This is a genomic window from Luteibacter sp. HAY1-4A, assembly GCF_056755355.1.
Genome location: NZ_JBNDHZ010000096.1, coordinates 1 through 2818, shown reverse-complemented (window position 1 = coordinate 2818; position 2818 = coordinate 1). Strand labels below are relative to the sequence as shown.

The following is a 2818-nucleotide window of genomic DNA, read 5'->3' as shown; positions in this document are numbered from 1 at the left end:
GTACAAGGCCGTTCGCGCTTTCAGCATCGCGGCCCTGGTGATCGGCCTCGTCGTCTGTCTGACGATTGCCGTCCTCGTGATCCGCTCGATCCTGCGCACGCTGGCACAGACGGTTTCGATCGCTCACCTCATTGCCGAGGGCAAGCTCGGCCATGATGTGCAGGTCACCCGCAACGACGAACTCGGCAAGTTGCAGGCCGCTTTCCGCGCCATGGACGAGCGCCTGAGCGCCATCGTCTCGGAAGTGCGCCACGGCGCCGGCTCGGTCAGCACGGCCGCGCAGGAGATCTCACGTGGCAACGACGACCTGTCGCAGCGCACGCAGGAACAGGCCTCCAGCCTCGAGGAAACCGCTTCGTCGATGGAAGAAATGACGTCCACGGTGAAGCAGAACGCCGAGAACGCCAGCCATGCGAACCAGCTGGCCCGCGGTGCACGCGAGCAGGCCGAGAAGGGTGGCGAAGTCGTCGCCCAGACCGTCGTCGCAATGCGCGAGATCAACTCGTCCAGCAAGAAGATTTCCGACATCGTCAGCCTCATCGACGAAATCGCCTTCCAGACCAACCTGCTGGCGCTGAATGCCGCCGTGGAAGCGGCGCGTGCGGGCGAGCAGGGCCGTGGCTTCGCGGTGGTGGCCACCGAGGTGCGCAACCTCGCCGGGCGCTCCGCCAACGCCGCCAAGGAGATCAAGGGCCTCATCAACGACAGCGCCGACAAGGTGCGCACGGGCTCCGAGCTGGTCGACCAGTCGGGCAAGGCGCTTGCCGAGATCGTCGACAGCGTGAAGAAGGTGACCGACATCGTCGCCGAAATCGCCGCGGCCAGCTCGGAGCAATCGGCCGGCATCGACCAGGTGAACCACGCCGTCCTGCAGATGGACGAGATGACCCAGCAGAACGCCGCGCTGGTCGAAGAATCCGCCGCCGCCGCGCGTGCCATGCACGAACAGGCCACCGAACTCAGCCGTCAGGTTGCGTTCTTCCAGATCACGGGCAACGCTTCCGCCACGCCGGCCTCCAAGGCCAAGCGCAAGGACTCGGCGCGGGAAGAGATGGAAACGGTGTTCGCCGCCGTGCGCAGCGCGCCGGCCCCGCGTGCCCAGCGTCCGGCCGAAGCCGCCGACGCCGGCGTGTGGAAGGAGTTCTGATCGATGAATGCGCTCGTCGACAGCGGTGATGCCGTCGGCCCGGCGGGCGCGGCGGGGCCTACCCTCGGGGAAGCTGAATTCGCTTTCCTGCGCGATTTCGTGCTGCAGCACTGCGGCATCTCGCTCGGGGACCACAAGCGGCAATTGGTGCAGGGACGGCTCCTGCGCCGGTTGCGGGCCCTGGCGTTGCCCGGGTTCGCGGCCTACTGCGACCTGTTGAAGCGCGATCCCGAGTCCGAACTTGGCGAACTCGCCAGTTGCATCAGCACGAACGTCACCTCGTTCTTCCGCGAGATGCACCACTACGACATGCTCGTGGATGAGTTGCTGCCGCGCTGGCTCGAGGAAAAGCGCGGCGGTGGCAAGCTTCGCATCTGGTCCGCGGGCTGCTCCACGGGTGAAGAACCCTACGCCATCGCGATGGTGCTGGCCGAGGCGCTGGAGCGCACGCACGCCGACGTGGATGCGAAGATTCTCGCCACCGACCTCTCGCCGCAGGCGCTGGCCGCAGCGCGCAAGGGCGTTTACCCGGTGGACCGTCTCGGCGGCGTCAGCGACGAGCGCCGCAAGCGCTGGTTCCTCCGCGGCGAGGGCAGCTACGACGGATATGCGCAGGTCCATCCTCGCCTGCGCGAGCTGGTGGCGATCCAACCCCTGAATCTTTTACACGAATGGCCCATGCAAGGCCGCTTCGATGCGATCTTCTGCCGCAACGTGGTCATCTACTTCGACAAACCCACGAAGCAGCGCCTGTTCGCCCGTTATGCCGGCATGCTGGAAAGCCGCGGCTATCTGTTCCTCGGTCATTCGGAGTCCATGTATGGCTTGTCCGAAGACTTCGACCTGATCGGCCGCACGGTCTACCGGAAGCGTACATGAGCGATGCGTTCGCCCTGCAACCACGGACGTTCGCCGGCTTCGATCCGAAGAGCGTCTTGCCCGGATTCGAGCACGTGCGCCGCTTCTGGGATCCCGCGCAGGAAGTGGTAACGGTCAAGATCCTGCCTGGCGAGTTCTACGTGAGCATGCAGGAGGAGATGATCTCCACGGTGCTGGGGTCGTGCGTATCCGCATGCGTGCGCGATACGCGCCGTCGCATCGGGGGCATGAACCATTTCATGCTGCCGGAACCGACCGGTGAGCGCGACGGTTGGAGTTCCACCGTAGGCCGCGCCGCGCGCTACGGCAACGATGCGATGGAACAATTGATCAATGCCATCCTGAAGGCAGGGGGCAAGCGCGACGACCTCGAAGTGAAGATTTTCGGCGGCGGCCGCGTGCTGGCCACCATGACCGACATCGGCCAGCGCAACATCGCCTTCGTGCAGCGCTATATCGCCACGGAGAAGCTGAAGCTGTGCGCGGCCGACGTGGGCGACATCTACCCGCGCCAGGTGCAGTTCTTCCCGGTGAGCGGCAAGGTGCGCGTGCGCCAGATGCGCTCCATGCACGACCACAGCCTGGCCGATCGCGAGAAACGATACCTCAAGCGATTGGCAGATGATCCGATAAAGGGAGAGGTGGAGCTTTTCTGACGAGCGTCGTCGGAGCTTCTCCTCGATACCGTATCCGGTCGGTTCGCCGACGGAGACGTCAAGCCACCCGAGTTGCCAGAACCCATGCAGAAAGTACGCGTTCTTATCGTCGACGATTCGGCCCTGGTTCGTAAGG

The 2818-nt window shown here is 64.9% G+C and carries 3 protein-coding genes; all 3 read left to right on the top strand.

What is annotated here, in order from left to right; all coding sequences use genetic code 11:
* Window positions 1-1147: methyl-accepting chemotaxis protein (locus ACPYOD_RS19025; protein WP_481303256.1), on the top strand; the 1147-nt coding region annotated here is incomplete at its 5' end.
* Window positions 1148-1150: 3 nt separating this feature from the next.
* A complete protein-coding gene (locus ACPYOD_RS19020) occupies window positions 1151-2026 on the top strand; it encodes a CheR family methyltransferase (protein WP_481303255.1) in 876 nt (291 codons plus the stop codon).
* Window positions 2023-2682: a chemoreceptor glutamine deamidase CheD gene (gene cheD, locus ACPYOD_RS19015; RefSeq protein WP_481303254.1), complete on the top strand. Its 660-nt coding sequence runs from the start codon at window positions 2023-2025 to the stop codon at window positions 2680-2682. The genes ACPYOD_RS19020 and cheD overlap by 4 nt, the downstream gene beginning before the upstream one ends.
* The last annotated feature ends 136 nt before the right edge of the window (window positions 2683-2818 follow it).